This is a genomic window from Ramlibacter aquaticus (assembly GCF_015159745.1).
GTDB classification, from domain to species: domain Bacteria; phylum Pseudomonadota; class Gammaproteobacteria; order Burkholderiales; family Burkholderiaceae_C; genus Ramlibacter; species Ramlibacter aquaticus.
On the sequence record NZ_JADDOJ010000080.1, the window covers coordinates 1 to 18,543 of the forward strand.

An 18,543-nucleotide genomic window follows, 5' to 3' on the forward strand; every position below is an offset into this window, starting at 1 on the left:
GGTCTTGGGCACCACGGTCACGCTGTCCTGTCCGGGCGGCATCTGCACGGTTTCCACCTCACGCAGCACGCCGCCGCCGGCCACGCTGCCCGAGACCGATCCATAGCCCAGCATGCGCGCTTCGCAGGCGGTCTTGTCCTCGCCGCTGAGGGCGTTGCAGCGCGCCATGGCGTTGGCGCGGTAGTCGGCACCGTTGGCGAGCGCGCCGCGCTGCTTGTCGGCCCGTGCGTTGCGCGCTTCCTTCAGGCAGGTCGCCTCGTCCTCGGCGCTGCGCCCCTGCTTGCAGGCCTGCACTTCGCTCTGGTAGTTGCCGCTGTTGTCGATCGCATCGGCGCCGGGGCTGGCGGCGCCGGGCTGGACCACGACCTGGGCGGTCGCGGCGGTCACGACGAGCAGGATGGCCGCGCCGAAAGCGGCCGTGCTGTTCCGGTGGTTGTTCATGGCGGTCTCCGCAGTGGGTGATCCACCCACCTTAGGCGCGCAGGCCGCACTGCTCTGCCGGACCGGGTGCCCTGTGCGGGGCAGGGCGCGGCGGGTGCCGGCGTAGGACGCGGCGCTCCGGCACGACCCGTGCCCTATGCGCCGGGCAGCTCCACCGCGGTCCGTGGCGCAGCGGCCGCGCCTGGGCTGCGCCTACAGCGCCCAGGTGCGCGGCGGGTTGGCCGCCAGGCCCCACAGCGCCGGCCGCCAGGCCGCGCGCACTGCCTTGAAGAGGTCCATCACCGGCTCCACCACGGGCGCCAGCGCCCGCAGCACCACCACGCGGTCGCCGGGGGCCGTGGCGCCCGCATGGATGAAGCCGGCCGCCTCGATCTGCGCGCGGGCGAGGTCCAGGGCCTGCTCGCGCCGTGCCCGCCCCAGGGGTTCCCCGGCGGCAAAGAAGAAGGTGCCCAGGCAGCGCTGGCCCGCCAGGCCCAGCGGGCCGTCCATCAGCGCGGCGTCATCGGCGGCGATGCGGCCGTGGTCCAGCCACGCCCCGTCCAGCGCGATGCGCTGCCGCACGCGGCCGGCGAGGAAGGGCTGGCCTGAGCCCGGCAGGCCCAGCGCGAGCAGGTCCCAGCCCATCATCTCGGCGCCCGGTGCGAGCGCGACCGCCAGCTCGTTCTGCGCCTCGCAGCCGCTGTAGCAGATCGTCTCCTGCGGCAGCCATTCCATGCGTGCGCCCGCGGCCAGGGCGATGCGCGTGCGCTGCGCCGCGGCCTCGCCGTCGCTGCGGTAGAAGCGGCCCGCCCCCGGCGTGGTGACCACGCCGTGCGCCCCCGGCCCGGCGCTGATCGCGATGTCCAGCGTGTCGCCTGCCACCAGGCCACTGGGCGGGTGCACCAGCACGTTGTGGGCGATGGTGTCGCCCTCGGGGTAGAGCGTCTGCAGCACGCGCAGCGGCCCCTGGTGGGCGAAGCGCGCGGCGCAGCGGCCCGTCTCCAGGCGCCAGTCCAGCGAGAGCGTGGCCTGCCAGGCCATCAGTGGGGGCGGCGTGCTGGCAGCCCGGCCGTCAGGTGTCGTTGGGGGTCCATGGAAGCTCTTGTGCAGCGGCGGCTCGGCGAGCCGGGAAGCAAGAAGAATGCCCCATCCTGCGGCCTGGGGCCAGCCGGGCGCGAAGAAAGTTCCTGTTTGCGGGTAGGCAGGCTCCGACGCCGCGGCAAGGTGCCCGCGCACGATGAGCCTTGACGGGCGACTACGGATGTCAGGATGTGTCGCGCCGATATTGGCTTTCACCGGCCGCCGCGGGGGCGGCGGGGGACCGGAGCCACGAGGGCCGGTCCGCTTTCACAAATCGCCGTTTTCGGCAAAGGAGTGTCAAGTGAACTTCATTCTGTGGTTGATCGTGGGTGGCATCGTGGGCTGGCTCGCCAGCCTGGTCATGAGGACGGACGGGCAGCAGGGCATCCTGCTGAACGTGATCGTCGGTATCGTCGGCGCCTTCATCGGCGGCTGGCTGATTTCGCCCCTGGTGGGCACGGGCACCATCAACGACGGCCTGAGCATCGGCTCGGTGCTGGTGTCGCTGGTCGGCGCGATCATCCTGCTGGCGATCGTGAACCTGTTCCGCCGCGGTCGCGTGCGCTAAGCAGCTTCCGCTTCCCCGGGCATCGGCAGCCGCCGGTGCCTTCCCGCGCCCGCGACACCCGGGCGCGCCGGCCCTCCGGCCCCGCGTTGCCCCCCGGCACGCGGGGTTTCGTTTTTTCTGGCGGCGCGCGGCCCGACCGGCTTCAGCCCGCGTAGGGGTGGCGGGCCTTCCAGTGGCGGGCGATGTCGATGCGGCGGCAGACCCAGACCTTGTCGTGCCTGGCGATGTGGTCCAGGAATTTCTGCAGCGCGACGATGCGCCCGGGCCGACCGAGCAGGCGGCAATGCATGCCCACGCTCATCATGCGCGGCGTGTCGGCGCCCTCGGCGTAGAGCGCGTCGAAACTGTCGCGCAGGTAGATGAAGAAGTCCTCGGCCTGGGCGAACCCCTGGGGCAGCGAAAAGCGCATGTCGTTGGTGTCCAGGGTGTAGGGCACCACCAGGTGCGGCACCACCTGGCCGTCGCTCTTGCGCACCTTCATCCAGAAGGGCAGGTCGTCGCCGTAGTAGTCGCTGTCGTACTCGAAGCCGCCCTCGTCGACCACCAGGCGGCGCGTGTTGGGGCTGTCGCGCCCGGTGTACCAGCCCGCCGGGTGCTGCCCCGTGAGGGCCTGCAGGGCCTGCACCGCCTGCTGCAGGTGCGCGCGCTCCTGCGCCTCGTCCATGCCCTGGTAGTGGATCCAGCGCCAGCCATGGCAGGCGATCTCGTGGCCCAGCTCGGTGAAGGCGGCGGTGAGCTCGGGGTGGCGCTGCAGCGCCATGGCGACGCCGAACACCGTCAGCGGCAGGCCGCGCCGCTCGAACTCGCGCAGGATGCGCCAGACGCCCACGCGCGAGCCGTATTCATAGATGCCCTCCATGCTCAGGTGCCGGTCGGGGTAGCTCGCCGGGTTGAACATCTCGGAGAGGAACTGCTCCGAGCCCGCGTCGCCGTGCAGCACCGCGTTCTCGCCGCCCTCCTCGTAATTGAGCACGAACTGCACCGCCACGCGCGCCTGCCCCGGCCAGTCCGCCTGCGGCGGATTGCGGCCGTAGCCGACCAGGTCGCGGGGGTACGGGGCCGTGCTGTCGTAGGTCATACTGGAGGCTCGAATCAAAGACGCAAGGATGGTACATGGGCCTGAGCACGCACGTCCTCGACACCATGAACGGATGCCCCGCGGCCGGCATGACGGTCGATTTCTACGACACCGCGGACGGCGGCGCGCGGCTGCTGCGCAGCTTCCAGCTCAATGCCGACGGCCGCACCGAGGGCGGCCCGGTGCTGGACACGCAGGCCCTGCGGCGCGGCACCTACCGCCTGGTGTTCCACGTGGCGGCCTACTTCCGTGCGCGCGGCGTCGAGCTGCCGGACCCGCCCTTCCTGGACCGCGTGGCGCTGGACTTCGGCATCGCCGACACGGCGTCCCACTACCACGTGCCCCTGCTGGCCAGCCCCTGGAGCTGCTCGACCTACCGTGGCTCCTGAGCCCGCGTCGGCGCGCGCGCGGGGCCCGGCGTCAGAGCTGGCCTTCGGTCAGCGTGTCGAGCTGGAAGCGGCCGCTGCGGTCCCACAGCCAGGTGTCGGTGTAGGTCACCGTGCCCATGCGCGCGGGAATCGGGAAGGGCGAGGCCGCGCGCACCGTGCGCTCGATCTCGGTCACCACCTCGGGCGCGTGCGAGGGCTTGCGCATCCAGTGCAGCTGCCGCACGTTGCCCCGGGCGTCGATGTCCACCTGCAGCACCGCGACCGCGTGCAGCATGGGCGGCAGCTTGCCGCTCCAGATGCGGTCCCGGTTGGCCGCGTAGAGGTGCGCCGCGGCGTCGGCACGGTAGGCGCGCGGCGTGGCCGCCTGCGACACGCGCACGTCGGCCGGGATGGCGGGCGGTGCCGCCGCTTCGTCGGGGCCGGCGGCCGGGGCTGCCGCGGGCGGCTCGCCACGGGGGGCCGAGCCACAGCCCGCGAGCAGGGCGGCGGTGGCCAGGGCGGCTGCGGCCGCGCAGGCCGCCGCGGGATGGTGCAGGATTCGTTTCATGCGCTGTCCTGTTGCTGAACTCAGCCATTGAACGACAAGCCGCGCCCGCTTTCCAGCGGGTTTACCTTTCGCCCACGGTTCTTGCTTTTTGACGCCAGCCATGCCTTCCGACGCACTTGAATGGACCGCCGCCCGCCTGGCCGCCGAGCCGGCGGTGCTGGTGCGGGTGGAGCGCGTGCAGGGCTCCGCGCCGCGCGAGCCGGGCGCCTGGATGGCGGTGTTCGCGGGCGATGTCGCCGGCACCGTGGGCGGCGGCCACGTGGAACTGCAGGCCATGGCGAGCGCCCGCCGGATGCTGGCCGGCGAGGACGCCCCCGCGCTGCAGCGCTACGCGCTCGGGCCCAGCCTGGGCCAATGCTGCGGCGGCGTGATGCACCTGCGCTTCGAGCGCCTGGGGCCCGGGCAGGCCGCGGACCTGGCGCAGCGCCTGGCCGCGCCGCGCGCGCCGCTCGCACTCTTCGGCGGCGGCCACGTCGGCCGGGCCATCGCCCAGGCCGTGGCCCCGCTGCCCTATGCGCTGACCTGGATCGACAGCCGCGACAACATCTTCCCCGCGCCCGCACCGGACGGGGTGCAGTGCGAGCACTCGGACCCGGTCGAGGCCGCGGTGCCGCTGCTGCCGGCGGGCTCGCGGGTGCTCGTCATGAGCTTCAGCCATGCCGAGGACCTGGACATCGTGGCGGCCTGCCTGCGCCGCCTGCGCGTGCAGGGCGACCTGCCGTTCGTGGGCCTGATCGGCAGCGCCACCAAGTGGGCCACCTTCCGAAGCCGGCTGCGCGCACGCGGCTTCGCCGAGGAGGAGCTCGCCCGCATCACCTGCCCGATCGGCATCCCGGGTATCCGGGGCAAGCAGCCCGAGGTGATCGCCGCCAGCGTGGCGGCGCAGCTGCTGCTTGCCGCACCGCCCTGACGGGCATCCACCGAGGACGCGACACGCGATGGAGAACTACCTGCTGGATTGGGCCAACCTGCTGCTGCGATGGGTGCACGTGATCACCGTCATCGCCTGGGTGGGCTCCTCGTTCTACTTCGTCTTCCTGGACCTGAGCCTGACCCCGCCCGTGGACGAGGACCTGAAGCGCCAGGGCGTGGACGGCGAGCTGTGGGCGGTGCACGGCGGCGGCTTCTACCACCCGGTGAAGTTCAACGTGGCGCCGCCCAGGCTGCCCGCGCACCTGCACTGGTTCTTCTGGGAAAGCTACTCGACCTGGCTGAGCGGCTTCGCGCTGTTCTCGGTGCTGTACCTGTGGAACGCCGGGACCTTCCTGGTCGATCGCCAGCGCATGGACTGGCCGCCCGCCGTCGCCGCCGGCGTGGCCCTGGCCTCGCTGTACCTGTTCTGGACGGCCTACAACACGGCCTGCAGGCTCTGGGGCGGCCGCAGGAACGGCGACGCGGTGGTGGGCGCCGTGGTGGTGGCGCTGGTGTGCGTGGCGGCCTGGGCCGCCTGCCGCGTGTTCCCCGGCCGCGCGGCCTTCCTGCTGGTGGGCGCGATGATGGCCACGGCGATGAGCGCGAACGTGTTCTTCTGGATCATCCCCGGCCAGCGCAAGGTGGTGGCCGCGATCCGCGCCGGCGAGCCGGTGGACCCGGTGCACGGCAGGCGCGGCAAGCAGCGCAGCGTGCACAACACCTACTTCACGCTGCCGGTGCTGTTCGCCATGCTGTCCAACCACTACAGCTTCCTGTGGAGCCATCCGCGCAACTGGGCAGTGCTGATCCTCATGATGCTGGCCGGCGCGGCGATCCGCCAGTTCTTCGTGCTGCGGCACGGCGCCAAGCTGGGGCGCAACCGCCATCCCTGGCCCTACGCCCTGGTGGGCGTGGTGCTGGTGCTGGGCGTGATCGCCTGGCTGCGGCCGTTGCCCGCGCCGGCGGTGGCGGTGCCGGCGCAGGTGGGCTGGGCGCAGGTGCAGCCGGTGCTGGCGCAGCGCTGCTATGCCTGCCACGGCGCCCAGGTGCAGATGAAGGGCCTGCGCTTCGATGAGCCGCAGGCGGTGGCCGCGCACGCGTCCGAGATCTACCAGCAGGCGGTGGTGCTGCGCGCCATGCCCATGAACAACGCCACCGGCATCACCGAGCAGGAGCGGGCGCTGATCGCCGGCTGGTTCCAGGGCGGCGCGCCGGTGCGCTGAGCCTCACCACTTCGGCGGCTGCGACAGTTCCTCGAAGAGCTCGCGGTAGATGCGGTAGCGGCTGGGCGTGATGCCGCTGCCGTCCTCGCGGCCCACCGCCGCGATCACGCCGCAGCCGGGCTCGTGCAGGTGGGTGCAGTTGTAGAAGCGGCAGTGCTCCACATGCGGCCGCAGGTCGGGCATGTAGGCCGCGAGCTGCGCCGGGTCGATGTGGCGCAGGCCGAATTCCTGAAAGCCGGGCGAATCGATCAGGGCGGTGCGGCGCTGCGCGTCACACCAGTACCAGGTGGTGCTGGTGGTGGTGTGCTTGCCGGAATTGAGCGCCTGTGAGATCTCGCCGGTCTGCGCCGTCGCACCCGGCACCAGCAGGTTCACCAGCGTGCTCTTGCCCGCGCCCGAGGGCCCGAGCACCAGCGTGGCCTTGCCTTCCAGGTGGGCCATCAGCTTGTCGCGGTCGACCTCTCCCGAGCGCTTGAGCGAGAGCGGCAGCACGCCGTAGTGCATGCGCTGGTAGGGCAGCAGCCGCTGCCACGCGCGCTCGAAATCCTCGACCAGGTCGCTCTTGTTCAGGGCCACCAGCGGCGCGATGCCGGCCGCCTCGCAGGCGATCAGCGCGCGGGTCAGCTGGCTCTCGGAGAACTCGGGCTGCGCGGCCACCAGCACCAGCACCTGGTCCAGGTTGGCGGCGAAGGACTTGGTGCGCATCTCGTCCTGGCGCCAGAAGATGTTGCGGCGCGGCTGCACGCCCTCGACGCTGCCCTCGTCGCCGCTGGGCATCCAGCGCACGCGGTCGCCCACGACCGAGGCGTTCTTCTTGCCGCGCAGGTGGCACAGGATGCGATGCCCCGCGTCGTCCTCCACCAGCACGTGCCGGCCGTGGCTGGCGACGACGAGGCCGATGTTCATGGGCGCAGCGCGTCCACGCGGCGGGCGGATTCGATGTCCAGCGCGGTGACGGCCGAGGCCGAGTGCGTGTTGTAGCGCACCACCACGCGGCCCCAGTGCACGCCCAGGTCGGGGTGGTGATCCAGCGCCTCGGCCACCGCGGCGACCGCGTTGACGAAGGCGATGGTGGCCGCGTAGTCGGCGAAGCGGAAGGTCTTCTCGATGGCCGCCTGGGCGCCACTGCCCGTGCGGGCCCAGCCGGCGAGTGCGGCCAGGGCCTGGTCCACCTGCGCGTCGGTCAGGGGCTCGCGCGTGCTCATGCGGGCGCTCCCAGCCGGGCCACCCGTTCGCTGGCCGGCGGGTGCGAGTAGTAGAAGCGCACGTAGACCGGGTCGGGCGTGAGGGTGGAGGCGTTGTCCTCGTAGAGCTTGAGCAGCGCGGCGGCCAGGTCGGCGCCGCTGGTCTGCTGCACGGCGAAGGCGTCGGCCTCGAACTCGTGCCGGCGCGACAGCTGGGCGAACAGCGGCGAGACGAAGAAGGAGAACACCGGCACCGCCAGCGTGAACAGCAGCAGGGCCAGCGCGTCGTTGGAGCCGGCCAGCGCCGGGCGCACGCCCAGCCCGGTGTAGAACCACAGCTGCTGCGACACCCAGCCCAGCAGGGCGAAGCCCGCCAGGCTCAGCAGGAAGCCGGCGACCATGCGCTTGACGATGTGGCGGCGGCGGAAGTGGCCGAGCTCGTGCGCGAGCACCGCCTCCATCTCGGGGCCGGAGAGCTGGGCCAGCAGGGTGTCGAAGAACACCACCCGCTTGTTGGCGCCGAAGCCTGTGAAGAAGGCATTGGCGTGCGCGCTGCGCTTGCTGCCGTCCATTACGAACAGGCCCTGGGCCGCGAAGCCGCAGCGCTCCATCAGCCGGGTCACGCGCTCGCGCAGGGCCTCGTCGGCCAGCGGGGTGAACTTGTTGAACAGCGGCAGGATGAAGCGCGGCGAGATCCACATCACCAGCAGCTGCCAGGCCACCAGCACGCCCCAGGCCCACAGCCACCACAGGCTGCCGCCGGCCTGCATCAGCGCCAGCACCACCCACAGCAGGGGCAGGCCCAGCGCCACCGCCAGGAGCACGCCCTTGACCGCGTCGGCCAGCCAGAGCCGCCAGCTCATCTTGTTGAAGCCGAAGCGCTCCTCCAGCACGAAGGTCTGGTACAGGGTGAAGGGCAGGTCCAGCAGGCCGCCGATGGCGACGAAGGCCGCGACCAGGGCGATCTGGCGCAGCATGCCGGGCGCCAGCGCGCCGGTGACGGCGTGGTGCAGCGCGTCCAGCCCGCCCAGCAGGGTCCACCCCAGCAGGACGGCGGCCGTCCAGGCCGACTCCAGGATGCCCAGCCGCACCTTGGCCACCGTGTAGTCGGCGGCGCGCTGGTGCGCCGACAGCGGCACCCGGGCGTCGAAGGGGGCCGGCACGGCCTCGCGGTGCCGGGCCACGTGGCGCACCTGGCGGCTGGCGAGCCACAGCCGGGTGGCCAGGCCCGCAGTCAGGAAGCCGGCGAAGGCCAGCGTCATCCATTCGGAAGCATTCATGGCGTACGAGTTTAGCGGCGACAATCCCGCCATGCCCGAGACCCCCGAAGACACCCCGAACGCGGCCGCGCCCACGCTGGGCCGCAGCGACCAGAACCTGGTCTGGCTGGACTGCGAAATGACCGGCCTGAACCCCGAGAGCGACCGCCTGATCGAGATCGCCGTCATCGTCACCGGCCCCGACCTCACGCCCCGCATCGAGGGTCCGGTCTTCGTCATCCACCAGAGCGATGCGCTGCTGGACGGCATGGACGCCTGGAACAAGGGCACGCACGGCAAGAGCGGGCTGATCGACAAGGTCAAGGCCTCGACCACCACCGAAGCGCAGGCCGAGCAGGCGCTGATCGATTTCATCGCCAAATACGTGCCGCGCAACGGCTCGCCCATGTGCGGCAACACCATCGGCCAGGACCGGCGCTTCCTGGTGAAGTACATGCCGAAGCTCGAGGCGTACTTCCACTACCGCAACCTGGACGTGAGCACGCTCAAGGAACTGGCGCGGCGCTGGAAGCCGGCGGCCTATTCGTCGTTCAAGAAGCAGCAGGCGCACACCGCGCTGGCCGACGTGCACGAATCCATCGACGAGCTCGCGCACTACCGCGAGCATTTCCTCAACCTCTCGCCATAGACTTCGGGGAGCCTGCCATGGGCAACACCGTCCGCCTGCATCGCGTGCTGCGCGCACCGCCCGAGCGCGTGTACCGCGCCTTCCTGGAGGCGCCGGCGCTCGCCAAGTGGCTGCCGCCGCAGGGCTTCACCTGCACCGTGCACGCCATGGACGCCCGGGTCGGCGGTGGCTTCCGCATGAGCTTCACCAACTTCTCCGGCGGCGGCTCGCACAGCTTCGCCGGCACCTACCAGGCGCTGGAGCCGGCCGCGCTGATCCGCTACACCGACCGCTTCGACGACCCCCAGCTGCCGGGCGAGATCCTGTGCACGGTGCGGCTGCGGGCGGTGAGCTGCGGCTGCGATCTCGAGGTGACGCAGGAGAACCTGCCCGAGGCCATCCCGGTGGAGATGTGCTACCTGGGCTGGCAGGAGTCGCTGGACCAGCTGCGCGCGCTGGTCGAGCCGCAGATCCCGGGCTGAGAGCAGGCGGCGGCGACGCCGCGCTCGCCGGCGCTGCCGCGGGCACGCGCCCTCAGTGCCCCAGCGCCCGCATCCCCAGCAGGGCCAGGCAGCCCAGCCCCAGCAGCAGCGACAGCGCCTTCCAGAACACCACCGGGTCGCGCGCGATGAGCGGGACGGGGCGCCCGGCCGCGGTGCCGTGGACGGGGTGCAGCAGCGCGTGCACGAACTCGTCCACGTCGGCGGGGCGGCGTTGCGGCTCCACCTGCAGCGCTTCGCGCAGGGCCGCATCGACCCAGGCCGGCACGTCGCGGCGGAACTCGGTGACGGGCCGCGCCCGCAGGCGCTTCTGGCCGGCGAGGTCGCGGCACTTGGCCACGTCCATGCCGTAGGGCAGGCGGCCGGTGAGCAGCTGGTAGGTGATCACCGCCAGCGAGAACAGGTCCGACCGGGCCGTGCCCGCCGCCCCCAGGAAATACTCCGGGGCCATGTACTGGGCGGTGCCGGGCAGGGGCAGCGGAGCGCCGCCGGCGTCCAGCACGCCGGCCACCTGCGTGGCGCCGAAGTCGATCAGCCGCACCGTGCCCGCCTCGTCGACCATCACGTTGGCCGGCCGCAGGTCCTGGTGGACCATCTCGGCCCGGTGCAGCGTGCGCAGCCCGCGCGCGAGCTGCACCACGATGTCGCGCACCTCGTCCACCGAGGGGCGGGGGTGGTCCCGCATCCATTGCGCCAGGGTGCGGCCCGGCACGTACTCCATCACGGTGTACAGCTGGGTGCGCGGGCGATCGGGCAGGCAGGCCTTGAGCAGGTGCGGGCTGTCCACGCGCCGCGCGATCCACTCCTCCATGAGGAAGCGCTCCAGCGCCGCACGGTCCTCGCGCATCTCGGTCGAGGGGGTCTTCACCACCACGCGCTGGCCGCTGGCCTCGTCGAGCGCGAGGTAGACGTGGCTTCGGTCGCTGTGGTGCAGCTCGCGCTGGATGCGCAGGCCGTCCAGCAGGCTGCGTGGCGCGAGCAGGCCCGCCGGCGGCAGCTCGGCGGCGCGCTGGGCGAGCTCGCCCGCCTCGGCCTGCGGCACCGCGTCCACGCGCACCAGCTGCAGCGTGAGGTTGTCCTCGCTGCCGGCCGCCAGCGCGGCCTCCACGATGGCCCGCGCCGCCGCCTCCAGGTCCTCGCCGTGCTGGGCCAGCAGGGCGGCCATGCGCGCGGCCGGCAGGTGCCCATGCACGCCGTCGGTGCTGAGCACGAAGGTGTCGCCCGGCACCACCGGCAGGGTGCGGTGGTCGATCTCCACCTGGGGCGCGATGCCCAGCGCCCGGCCCAGGTAGCTCTGGCCGCCGCCGACGTGGATGCGGTGCTCGGCGGTGAGCGGCTCCAGCGTGCGGCCCTGCAGCTGCCAGATGCGCGCGTCGCCGATGTGGAAGAGGTGGGCGCTGCGGCCCTTGAGCACCAGCGCGCTGAAGGTGCAGGCCCAGCCGCGGTCCTTGTCCCAGCGGCCCTGGCCGGCCTGGGTCTGCGCGTACAGCCAGGCGTTGGTGGCGGCCAGCACGCGCTCGGCCGCACGCCGCACCGACCAGGCCTCCGAGGTGCAGTAGTAGTCCTCCAGGAAGCCGGTCACCGCGGCCTGGCTGGCCTCGCGCGCCACCGGGCTGCTGCTGATGCCGTCGGCCACCGCGAGCACGATGCCCTTGGCCTCGAGCCGCCCGTCCGTGGGCAGCGCGAGGCCGTGGAAATCCTGGTTGACCGGCTTGCGGCCGGCGCTGGAGTACTGCCCGGTGCGGACGGCCAGCCGCTGCACGAACTCAGGCGGGAACGCGCTTGGGCACCGTCTTCAGGTGCGTGGCGTACAGGGTCAGGCCGGTGAAGGAGAGGCCGCCCACCAGGTTGCCCAGCACGGTGGGGATCTCGTTCCACAGCAGGTAGTCCATCAGCGTGAAGTGGGCGCCAGTCAGCAGGCCGAAGGGGAACAGGAACATGTTCACCACCGAGTGCTCGAAGGTCATGTAGAAGAACAGCATGATGGGCATCCACATGGCGATCACCTTGCCGCTCACGTGGGTGGAGATCATCGCACCGACCACGCCGGTGGACACCATCCAGTTGCACAGCATGCCGCGAATGAACAGCGTGAGCATGCCGGCCGCGCCGTACTTGGCGTAGCCCAGGGTGCGGTTCTCGCCGATGACCGAGATCGCCTTGCCGACGGCGTTGGGCTCGGTGGAGAAGGCGAAGGTGAAGACGATGGCCATCATCGCGGCCACCGTGAGCGCGCCCGCGAAGTTGCCCACAAAGGTGAGGCCCCAGTTCCTGAGCACGCCCTGGAAGGTGACGCCGGGCCGGCGGTCGATCCAGGCCAGCGGGCTGAGCACGAACACGCCGGTCAGCAGGTCGAAGCCCAGCAGGTACAGCATGCAGAAGCCGACCGGGAACAGGATGGCGCCGATCAGCGGCTGGCCGGTCTGCACGTTGATGCTGACCGCGAAGACGGCGGCCAGCGCCAGGATGGCGCCGGCCATGAAGGCGCGGATCAGGGTGTCGCGCGTGCCCATGTGAATCTTGGATTCACCGGCGTCCACCATCTTGGTGACGAATTCTGAGGGAACGATGTAGGCCATGGGGGAACTCCTGTGGAACGTGGAACGTGGAATGGGGCTCAGACGGCGACGAGGACGGTGCGGCCTTCGACGCGCACCGGGTAGGCGGCCACCGACTTCTCGGGCGCTTCCAGGCATTCGCCGCTGCGCAGGTCGAAGTGGTGCTTGTAGAGCGGCGAGGCGACGACGATGCGCTCGCCCAGGTTGCCGACCAGGCCGCGCGAAAGCACGCTGGCCTTGGAATGCGGGTCCACGTTGTCGATGGCGAACAGGCCTTCGCCCGCGTCCTTGACGTGGAAGACCGCGACGTGGCGGTCCTCGACCAGCGCGCAGACGCCGGTGTTGGGCAGGATGTCGTCGATGCGGCAGACCGGCATCCACTGGCGGACGCCGGAACCGGTGGCGGGGCGGGGGGTGGTGCTCATGATGGGACTCCTCGGGAGGTCAGGCGGGTTGCTGCTCGGGCGCGCTGTCGCGCTCCAGGACGGTGGCCGGGCGGATCTGGCCGCGCTCGCGCACGAAGACCACGTGCGGATCGGGCCGGTCGGTGTTGACGAACTGGCGGAAGCGCTTGCGCGCCTCGGGGTCGTTCACGGCCGCCTTCCACTCGCACTGGTAGCTGTCGACGATGCGCTGCATGTCGGCCTCCAGTTCGGCGGCCAGGCCCAGGTGGTCGTCCACCACCACGGCCTTGAGGTAGGCGAGGCCGCCTTCCAGGTTGTCGCGCCAGGTGCTGGTGCGCTGCAGCCGGTCGGCCGTGCGCACGTAGAACATGAGGAAGCGGTCGATCAGCCGAACCAGCTGCTCGCGCGAGAGGTCCTGCGCGAGCAGTTCGGCGTGGCGCGGCTTCATGCCGCCGTTGCCGCAGACATAGAGGTTCCAGCCGCGCTCGGTGGCGATGATGCCCACGTCCTTGCCCTGCGCCTCGGCGCACTCGCGCGTGCAGCCGGAGACGCCGAACTTGATCTTGTGCGGCGCGCGCAGGCCCTTGTAGCGGTTCTCGAGGTCGACGGCGAGGCCGGCGCTGTCGCCCACGCCGTAGCGGCACCAGGTCGAGCCCACGCAGGATTTCACCGTGCGCAGCGCCTTGGCGTAGGCATGGCCGGACTCGAAGCCGGCGGCGATGAGCTCTTCCCAGATGGCGGGCAGCTGGTCCACGCGCGCGCCGAACAGGTCGACCCGCTGGCCACCGGTGATCTTGGTGTACAGGCCGTAGGTCTTGGCCACCCGGGCCACGGCCATCAGCCCGTCCGGGGTCACCTCGCCGCCGGGCATGCGCGGCACCACCGAGTAGGTGCCGTCCTTCTGGATGTTGCCCAGGAAGTAGTCGTTGGAGTCCTGCAGCGCGGCGTGCTCGCGCTGCAGGATGAAGTCGTTCCAGCACGAGGCCAGGATGCTGGCCGCCACCGGCTTGCAGATGTCGCAGCCCAGGCCCTGGCCGTGGCGGGCCAGCAGCGCGTCGAAGCTGCGGATGCCTTCCACCTTGACCAGGTGGAACAGCTCCTGGCGCGAGTGGGCGAAGTGTTCGCACAGGTGGTTGCTCACCGCCAGGCCCTGCTTCTTCAGCTCGGCCTTCATCACCTGCGTCACCAGCGGCAGGCAGCCACCGCAGGCCGTGCCGGCGCGGGTGCAGGCCTTGAGCGCGCCGATGTCGGTGGCGCCGCCGGCCACCGCACTGCACAGCGCGGCCTTGCTGACGTCGTTGCAGGAACAGATCTGCGCCTGCGCGGGCAGGGCCTCCACGCCCAGGCCGGCGGCCGGCTGGCCGTCCACGGCCGGCAGGATGAGCGAGGCCGGCTGCGGCGGCAGCGGAATGCCGTTCTGCACCCGCTGCAGCAGCGTGCCGTACTCGGCGGCATCGCCCACCAGCACCGCGCCCAGCAGCTTCTTGCCGCAGGCCGAGACCACGATCTTCTTGTAGACCTGCTGCTGCCCGTCCTCGAAGCGGAAGCTGCGGCTGCCCTCGGTGGCGCCCTGGGCGTCGCCGATGCTGGCCACGTCCACGCCCAGCAGCTTGAGCTTGGTGCTCATGTCGGCGCCGTTGAAGCGTGCGTCCTCGCCGGCCAGGTGCCTGGCGGCCACGCGCGCCATGTCGTAGCCGGGCGCCACCAGGCCGAAGAGCTGGCCGTTCCAGGCCGCGCATTCGCCAATGGCGTAGATGTCGGGGTCGCTGCTGCGGGCGTGCGCGTCGATGGCGACGCCGCCGCGCGGGCCCAGCGCCAGGCCGCAGGCCCGGGCCAGCTCGTCGCGCGGGCGGATGCCGGCGGAGAACACCACCATGTCGGCCTCCAGGTGGCTGCCGTCGGCGAATTCCAGGCGGTGGCGCGCGTGGGTGCCCTCGCCGATGCGGGTCGTGTTCTTGCCGGTGTGCACGGCCACGCCCAGGTCCTCGATCTTGCGGCGGAGCATGCGGCCGCCTTCTTCGTCCACCTGCAGGGCCATCAGGCGCGGCGCGAACTCGACCACGTGCGTGGCCAGCTGCATGTCGCGCAGGGCCTTGGCGCACTCCAGGCCCAGCAGGCCGCCGCCGATCACCACGCCGCTGGCGCTGCGCGCGCCCAGGGCGGCCATGGCCTCCAGGTCTTCGAGGGTGCGGTAGGTGAAGCAGCCCTCGCGCTCGCGGCCGGGCACGGGCGGCACGAAGGGGAAGGAGCCGGTGGCCAGCACCAGCTTGTCGTAGGGCAGGCAGTCGCCGGCCGCCGTGGTGACGGTGCGGGCCGCGCGGTCGATGGCCGTCGCCCGGGTGGCCAGCCGCAGCACGGTGCCGGGCCGGTCGAAGAAGCCCTGGGGCACCAGGGACAGCGCCTCGGCGCTGCGGCCGCTGAAGTAGTCGGACAGGTGCACCCGGTCGTAGGCCGCACGGGCTTCCTCGCACAGCACCGTGACCTGGGCGTCGGCGAGCGGGCCCGCGCGCAGGCTTTCCAGGAACTTGTGGCCCACCATGCCGTGGCCGATGACGATGATCTTCACTGTGCCTTCCTCAGGATTCGATGTCGCGCGGCGCCGCGTCCCCGCGGGGATGCGCGCTCGGCCTGCCAGACCCATCAGGTGCACGTCGTTGTGCACGGGCGTCACGTCGTTGTGCGCCAGGCTGTCGAGGGCGGCCTTGCGGCACGCTCTGGTCAAGTGCAGGGCTTACCGCAAGCACCGTGCCAACCCGTGTGACGGCCGTCACGCTCAGCCGTGGGGTCGCGGTCGGCTGCGGCGACGCGCGTCCAGCCCATCCGGCACCACCATGGCGCGTCGCGCACCGTATCGGCGCACCCCACGGCAGTCGCGGCTTGCCGCACACTCCAGGCATGCTGCGCATCGGCCTGATTTCCGACACGCACGGCCTGCTTCGGCCGCAGGCGCTGGACGCGCTGCGCGGCTGCGACCACATCCTGCACGGCGGCGACATCGGCGGGCCGCAGCTGTTGGACGCGCTCGCCGCGCTGGCGCCGGTGACGGCCGTGCGCGGCAACACCGACGAGGGCCCCTGGGCGCAGGCGCTGGACGAGGCCGTGACGCTGCGCTTCGGCGCGGTGGCGGTGCACGTGGTGCACGACCTCGCCACCCTCGCCATCGACCCCGTGGCGCAGGGCGTGCGCGTGGTCGTGAGCGGCCATTCGCACCGCCCTGGCGTGCGCGAGTCAGCGGGCGTGCTCTATGTGAACCCCGGCAGCGCCGGCCGGCGGCGCTTCCGCCTGCCGGTGGCCCTGGGCGAGCTGGTGGTGGAGGAGGGCCAGGTGCGCCCGGCCATCCACCTGCTGGAGGCCTGATGCCGGCCTGGCTGCCTCGCCTGTGGGCCGCACCCTGCTCGCTGCCGGGGCTGCTGCTGGGCACGCTGGTGCTGGCCGGGGGCGGCCGCTGGCATGCGGAGGGCGGGCTGCTGGTCTTCACCTGGCGCGAAAGCGGCCTGCGCTGCGGCCGCGTCGCCCGCGCGCTGCCCTACCGCGCCATGGCCCTGGGCCACGTGGTGCTGGCCGTGACGCGCGAGGAGTGCCGCGCGCTGCTGCCCCACGAACGGGTGCACGTGGCGCAGTACGAGCGCTGGGGCGCCTTCTTCTTCCCGGCCTATGCCGCCTCCAGCCTGTGGCAGTGGCTGCGCGGCCGCGACCCCTACTGGGATAATGCCTTCGAAGTCCAGGCCCGGGCACTTGCGGGAAAACCCTGAACCTGCGATAATTCAAGGCTTGGCTGCAGCAAGGCAGCCGTCGTGCATCTCCTGTCACCTGCCGGCCCATGAAGGGCCAACGGCCTGGGCTCTTTCCGAACACACTGGAAATCCCGCCGCGCGTCGTTGATGGTGGATGTTTTTGTTTCCACCCATTGACGACGGTCCGTGCGCCAGAGCGCCACGGCCGCGCGAGACCATTCATGACCGACACTTTTGACGTGCAGGGCGACAACGCGCCTGCGCAAGACACTTCCATCGCCTTGGACGCCGCCCCGGCCGCCGAGATGGCTCTGCCGCCCAACGGCTTCGCCAAGCTGGGCCTCGCGCCCGAGCTGCTCGCCGCCATCGAGGACCTGGGCTACTCCCAGCCCACCACGGTGCAGGACGAGGTGATCCCCCAGGCGCTGCCGCAGGCCGATGGCCAGGCCCGCTTCAACGACCTGATGGTCTCCAGCCAGACCGGCTCGGGCAAGACCGCGGCCTTCCTGCTGCCGGTGCTGCACACCCTGCTGGGCGACAAGGCCCGCGCGCAGGACGAAGAGCGCCTGGAGTACGAGCGCGCGGTGGCCGAAGCCGCCGAGCGCGGCGAGCCCGCGCCCAAGCGCAAGGTCCGCAAGGACCCGACCAACCCGCGCAACTTCAGCCCGGCCCAGCCCGGCGCGCTGGTGCTGTGCCCCACGCGCGAGCTGGCGCAGCAGGTCGCGCACGACGCGATCGAGCTGGTCAAGCACTGCCGCGGCCTGCGCATCGCCAACGTGGTGGGCGGCATGCCCTACCAGATCCAGATCGCCCGCCTGCAGAACGCCGACCTGGTGGTCGCCACCCCGGGCCGCCTGCTGGACCTGCAGCGCTCCATGCAGATCAAGCTGGACAAGGTGCGCTTCCTCGTCGTGGACGAGGCCGACCGCATGCTGGACCTGGGCTTCGCCGACGACCTGGCCGAAGTCAACCAGCTGACCATCGAGCGCGGCCAGACCATGATGTTCTCGGCCACCTTCGCGCCGCGCATCCAGCAGCTGGCCGCCCGCGTGATGCGCGAGCCGCGCCGCGTGCAGGTGGATTCGCCGCAGGAGCGCCACGTCAACATCAAGCAGGTGCTGTTCTACGCCGACAACCTGGCCCACAAGCGCAAGCTGCTGGACCACTGGCTGCGCGATGCCTCCATCAACCAGGCCATCGTCTTCGCCAGCACCCAGGTCGAGTGCGACGGGCTGGCCCATGAACTGCAGCAGGACGGCTTCTCCGCCGTCGCGCTGCACGGCGCCCTCAGCCAGGGCCTGCGCAACCGCCGCCTGATGGCGCTGCGCAGCGGCCAGGTGCAGGTGCTGGTGGCCACCGACGTGGCCGCCCGCGGCATCGACGTGCCCAGCATCACCCACGTGTTCAACTTCGGCCTGCCGATGAAGGCCGAGGACTACACCCACCGCATCGGCCGCACCGGCCGCGCCGGCCGCGACGGCATCGCCGTGACCTTCGCCGAGATGCGCGACCGCCGCCGCCTGTTCGACATCGAGGCCTACACCAAGCAGCCCTTCAAGGCCGAGACCATCCCCGGCCTGGAGCCGCAGGTGCGCATCCAGCCGCGTGGCAACTTCGGCGGTGGCCGGGGCGGCGAGCGCGCCGGTGACCGCGGCGGCTTCCGTGCCGCCCGTGGCGGCCGCGAAGGCAGCTTCCACCGCGACAACCACCTGCACCGCGACGGCGGCCAGCGCGACGGCTTCGCCCCGCGCGACGCCGGCTTCCAGCGTGACGCCGGTTTCCAGCGTGACGCCGGCGGCTTCGGCGGCGACCGTGCCCCCGCCCCCGGCTACGGCCGCAAGCGCGGCTTCGGCGACGCCGCCCCGCGCGAGGTCGGTGCCTGGGCCCCGCGCCGCGACGGCGAGGGCTTCGGCGCCGGCAACAACGGCGGTGCCCGTCCGGCGCCGGCCCGTCCCGGCAACGGCGGCAAGGTCTTCGTGCCGCGCGACATGAAGAAGCGGCCCTACAAGCCGGCGCGCTGAGCGACAGCGCGGCCCGCCCGGCCGCCCGCCTCCCAGCC

General features: G+C 71.8%; 20 protein-coding genes. 9 read left to right on the top strand and 11 right to left on the bottom strand.

Translation table 11 applies throughout. The features are described 5' to 3' along the window. Positions 1-441: hypothetical protein (locus IM725_RS16220; RefSeq protein WP_193781677.1), on the bottom strand; the 441-nt coding region annotated here is incomplete at its 3' end. Positions 442-633: 192 nt separating this feature from the next. Further along, positions 634-1,461 carry an urease accessory protein UreD gene (locus tag IM725_RS16225; RefSeq protein WP_193781678.1) on the bottom strand — a complete coding sequence of 276 codons (828 nt, stop codon included), beginning with the start codon at positions 1,459-1,461 and terminating at the stop codon, positions 634-636. Positions 1,462-1,801: 340 nt separating this feature from the next. On the opposite strand from IM725_RS16225, the gene IM725_RS16230 reads away from it, so the two are divergent. Next, entirely contained in the window at positions 1,802-2,068 is a 267-nt protein-coding gene (locus IM725_RS16230; RefSeq protein ID WP_193781679.1) for a GlsB/YeaQ/YmgE family stress response membrane protein, read from the top strand. A gap of 142 nt (positions 2,069-2,210) precedes the next feature. Here the strand turns inward: IM725_RS16230 and puuE are convergent, their stop codons facing one another. Next, positions 2,211-3,146, bottom strand: a complete 936-nt coding sequence (gene puuE / locus IM725_RS16235) for an allantoinase PuuE (RefSeq protein WP_193781680.1) — start codon at positions 3,144-3,146, stop codon at positions 2,211-2,213. 35 nt (positions 3,147-3,181) lie between these two features. Between puuE and uraH the strand changes: the two genes are divergently transcribed. Further along, positions 3,182-3,535 carry a hydroxyisourate hydrolase gene (gene uraH, locus IM725_RS16240; RefSeq protein ID WP_193781681.1) on the top strand — a complete coding sequence of 118 codons (354 nt, stop codon included), beginning with the start codon at positions 3,182-3,184 and terminating at the stop codon, positions 3,533-3,535. Positions 3,536-3,566: 31 nt separating this feature from the next. On the opposite strand, the gene IM725_RS16245 is transcribed toward uraH, so the two are convergent. Beyond that, entirely contained in the window at positions 3,567-4,082 is a 516-nt protein-coding gene (locus IM725_RS16245; RefSeq protein WP_193781682.1) for a hypothetical protein, read from the bottom strand. Between the two features lie 100 nt (positions 4,083-4,182). On the opposite strand from IM725_RS16245, the gene xdhC reads away from it, so the two are divergent. After that, a complete protein-coding gene (gene xdhC / locus IM725_RS16250) occupies positions 4,183-4,992 on the top strand; it encodes a xanthine dehydrogenase accessory protein XdhC (RefSeq protein ID WP_193781683.1) in 810 nt (269 codons plus the stop codon). A 28-nt stretch (positions 4,993-5,020) separates the two neighbouring features. Beyond that, positions 5,021-6,217 carry a urate hydroxylase PuuD gene (locus tag IM725_RS16255; RefSeq protein WP_193781684.1) on the top strand — a complete coding sequence of 399 codons (1,197 nt, stop codon included), beginning with the start codon at positions 5,021-5,023 and terminating at the stop codon, positions 6,215-6,217. A 3-nt stretch (positions 6,218-6,220) separates the two neighbouring features. Here IM725_RS16255 and rsgA read toward each other — a convergent pair whose 3' ends face one another. The 3 genes from rsgA to IM725_RS16270 are packed head-to-tail and all read right to left on the bottom strand — an operon-like array spanning position 6,221 to position 8,681. Then, the gene (gene rsgA / locus IM725_RS16260; RefSeq protein ID WP_193781685.1) at positions 6,221-7,123 is read right to left on the bottom strand and encodes a ribosome small subunit-dependent GTPase A; all 903 of its coding nucleotides are present in this window, start codon (positions 7,121-7,123) and stop codon (positions 6,221-6,223) included. Beyond that, entirely contained in the window at positions 7,120-7,422 is a 303-nt protein-coding gene (locus IM725_RS16265) for a 4a-hydroxytetrahydrobiopterin dehydratase (protein WP_193781686.1), read from the bottom strand. The genes rsgA and IM725_RS16265 overlap by 4 nt, the downstream gene beginning before the upstream one ends. After that, a complete protein-coding gene (locus IM725_RS16270; protein WP_193781687.1) occupies positions 7,419-8,681 on the bottom strand; it encodes a M48 family metallopeptidase in 1,263 nt (420 codons plus the stop codon). Before IM725_RS16270 ends, IM725_RS16265 begins: the two co-directional genes overlap by 4 nt. 31 nt (positions 8,682-8,712) lie before the next feature. Here IM725_RS16270 and orn point away from each other — a divergent pair, with 31 nt between their 5' ends. After that, a complete protein-coding gene (gene orn, locus IM725_RS16275) occupies positions 8,713-9,309 on the top strand; it encodes an oligoribonuclease (RefSeq protein ID WP_193781688.1) in 597 nt (198 codons plus the stop codon). A 17-nt stretch (positions 9,310-9,326) separates the two neighbouring features. Continuing rightward, the gene (locus IM725_RS16280; RefSeq protein WP_193781689.1) at positions 9,327-9,770 is read left to right on the top strand and encodes an SRPBCC family protein; all 444 of its coding nucleotides are present in this window, start codon (positions 9,327-9,329) and stop codon (positions 9,768-9,770) included. 52 nt (positions 9,771-9,822) lie between these two features. Here the strand turns inward: IM725_RS16280 and IM725_RS16285 are convergent, their stop codons facing one another. Genes IM725_RS16285 through nirB form a run of 4 tightly spaced genes read right to left on the bottom strand, consistent with a single transcriptional unit; the run spans position 9,823 to position 15,316 of the window. After that, on the bottom strand, positions 9,823-11,550 hold the full coding sequence (locus IM725_RS16285) for a bifunctional protein-serine/threonine kinase/phosphatase (RefSeq protein WP_193781690.1): 1,728 nt from the start codon (positions 11,548-11,550) through the stop codon (positions 9,823-9,825). A gap of 4 nt (positions 11,551-11,554) precedes the next feature. Beyond that, entirely contained in the window at positions 11,555-12,367 is an 813-nt protein-coding gene (locus IM725_RS16290) for a formate/nitrite transporter family protein (RefSeq protein WP_193781691.1), read from the bottom strand. Positions 12,368-12,405: 38 nt separating this feature from the next. Further along, positions 12,406-12,771, bottom strand: a complete 366-nt coding sequence (gene nirD, locus IM725_RS16295; protein ID WP_193781692.1) for a nitrite reductase small subunit NirD — start codon at positions 12,769-12,771, stop codon at positions 12,406-12,408. A gap of 19 nt (positions 12,772-12,790) precedes the next feature. Continuing rightward, positions 12,791-15,316 (bottom strand): nitrite reductase large subunit NirB, encoded by a 2,526-nt coding sequence (nirB, locus tag IM725_RS16300; protein WP_287067443.1) that lies wholly within the window; start codon positions 15,314-15,316, stop codon positions 12,791-12,793. Positions 15,317-15,645: 329 nt separating this feature from the next. On the opposite strand from nirB, the gene IM725_RS16305 reads away from it, so the two are divergent. From IM725_RS16305 to IM725_RS16315, 3 genes are all read left to right on the top strand, one after another. Then, positions 15,646-16,107 carry a metallophosphoesterase family protein gene (locus IM725_RS16305; RefSeq protein ID WP_193781693.1) on the top strand — a complete coding sequence of 154 codons (462 nt, stop codon included), beginning with the start codon at positions 15,646-15,648 and terminating at the stop codon, positions 16,105-16,107. Beyond that, the gene (locus IM725_RS16310; RefSeq protein WP_193781694.1) at positions 16,107-16,502 is read left to right on the top strand and encodes a hypothetical protein; all 396 of its coding nucleotides are present in this window, start codon (positions 16,107-16,109) and stop codon (positions 16,500-16,502) included. Before IM725_RS16305 ends, IM725_RS16310 begins: the two co-directional genes overlap by 1 nt. A 203-nt stretch (positions 16,503-16,705) precedes the next feature. Continuing rightward, positions 16,706-18,505: a DEAD/DEAH box helicase gene (locus IM725_RS16315; protein WP_193781695.1), complete on the top strand. Its 1,800-nt coding sequence runs from the start codon at positions 16,706-16,708 to the stop codon at positions 18,503-18,505. The last annotated feature ends 38 nt before the right edge of the window (positions 18,506-18,543 follow it).

Excerpts from the sequence above, each read along its gene's own strand:
- IM725_RS16225 (WP_193781678.1), bottom strand. The coding sequence starts at position 1,461 with ATGGCCTGGCAGGCCACGCTCTCGCTGGACTGGCGCCTGGAGACGGGC.
- puuE (WP_193781680.1), bottom strand. The coding sequence starts at position 3,146 with ATGACCTACGACAGCACGGCCCCGTACCCCCGCGACCTGGTCGGCTAC.
- uraH (WP_193781681.1), top strand. The coding sequence starts at position 3,182 with ATGGGCCTGAGCACGCACGTCCTCGACACCATGAACGGATGCCCCGCG.
- IM725_RS16245 (WP_193781682.1), bottom strand. The coding sequence starts at position 4,082 with ATGAAACGAATCCTGCACCATCCCGCGGCGGCCTGCGCGGCCGCAGCC.
- xdhC (WP_193781683.1), top strand. The coding sequence starts at position 4,183 with ATGCCTTCCGACGCACTTGAATGGACCGCCGCCCGCCTGGCCGCCGAG.
- IM725_RS16255 (WP_193781684.1), top strand. The coding sequence starts at position 5,021 with ATGGAGAACTACCTGCTGGATTGGGCCAACCTGCTGCTGCGATGGGTG.
- rsgA (WP_193781685.1), bottom strand. The coding sequence starts at position 7,123 with ATGAACATCGGCCTCGTCGTCGCCAGCCACGGCCGGCACGTGCTGGTG.
- IM725_RS16265 (WP_193781686.1), bottom strand. The coding sequence starts at position 7,422 with ATGAGCACGCGCGAGCCCCTGACCGACGCGCAGGTGGACCAGGCCCTG.
- IM725_RS16270 (WP_193781687.1), bottom strand. The coding sequence starts at position 8,681 with ATGAATGCTTCCGAATGGATGACGCTGGCCTTCGCCGGCTTCCTGACT.
- orn (WP_193781688.1), top strand. The coding sequence starts at position 8,713 with ATGCCCGAGACCCCCGAAGACACCCCGAACGCGGCCGCGCCCACGCTG.
- IM725_RS16280 (WP_193781689.1), top strand. The coding sequence starts at position 9,327 with ATGGGCAACACCGTCCGCCTGCATCGCGTGCTGCGCGCACCGCCCGAG.
- IM725_RS16290 (WP_193781691.1), bottom strand. The coding sequence starts at position 12,367 with ATGGCCTACATCGTTCCCTCAGAATTCGTCACCAAGATGGTGGACGCC.
- nirD (WP_193781692.1), bottom strand. The coding sequence starts at position 12,771 with ATGAGCACCACCCCCCGCCCCGCCACCGGTTCCGGCGTCCGCCAGTGG.
- IM725_RS16305 (WP_193781693.1), top strand. The coding sequence starts at position 15,646 with ATGCTGCGCATCGGCCTGATTTCCGACACGCACGGCCTGCTTCGGCCG.
- IM725_RS16310 (WP_193781694.1), top strand. The coding sequence starts at position 16,107 with ATGCCGGCCTGGCTGCCTCGCCTGTGGGCCGCACCCTGCTCGCTGCCG.
- IM725_RS16315 (WP_193781695.1), top strand. The coding sequence starts at position 16,706 with ATGACCGACACTTTTGACGTGCAGGGCGACAACGCGCCTGCGCAAGAC.